At 60.3% G+C, this 511-nt stretch carries 1 pseudogene; it reads right to left on the bottom strand.

The window, feature by feature from the left end:
• Nucleotides 1-124 precede the first annotated feature (124 nt).
• A pseudogene (locus tag FS320_RS44975) lies at nucleotides 125-387 on the bottom strand (DDE-type integrase/transposase/recombinase); the annotation flags it as partial.
• Nucleotides 388-511: the final 124 nt, after the last annotated feature.

Genomic DNA, 511 nt, shown 5'->3' with positions numbered 1-511 from the left:
CTCCTATCATGTCACGCTGTAGCAGGCCGCCAGGTGCCGCCCGGAGGACCGACACGTCAATGCAATGACATGAGGTCAATCGTAGCAAGGGTCAGGCCCTCCGAGCGGCTCCGACATTCTCACAGTCGAAGCAATTGCCTTTGCCGGACATTGAGATCTGGATGCCGTGTTTCCGCAACTCGGCCTGATAGGCTGTCGCGCAATATTGACTGCCGCGATCCGCATGATGGATCATGGCCGCCGGATGGCCACAGCCTTGCTCAGCGCCTCCAGCGCCAGCTCCTTGTGAAGGCTGTCGCTGACCGCCCAGCCGACCACCCGCCGAGCAAACAGATCGAGGATCACGGCCAGGTACAGCCAGCCCTCGTTCGTCCACAGATAGGAGAGATACTGTCGGCGAATTCCCTGTTGGCTATTCAGCAAGAGGAGGATGGCATGAGTCTTCATCCCGAGCCGATTGGTGAGATCCCGGCCGAGACCGTGCGAGTTGCCCGGGCAGCTTTCCCTAAGG

Source organism: Microvirga tunisiensis, assembly GCF_009296175.1.
GTDB lineage: Bacteria > Pseudomonadota > Alphaproteobacteria > Rhizobiales > Beijerinckiaceae > Microvirga > Microvirga tunisiensis.
The sequence above is the reverse complement of the archived record's forward strand: the minus strand, read 5'-3'. Positions and strand labels throughout refer to the sequence as shown.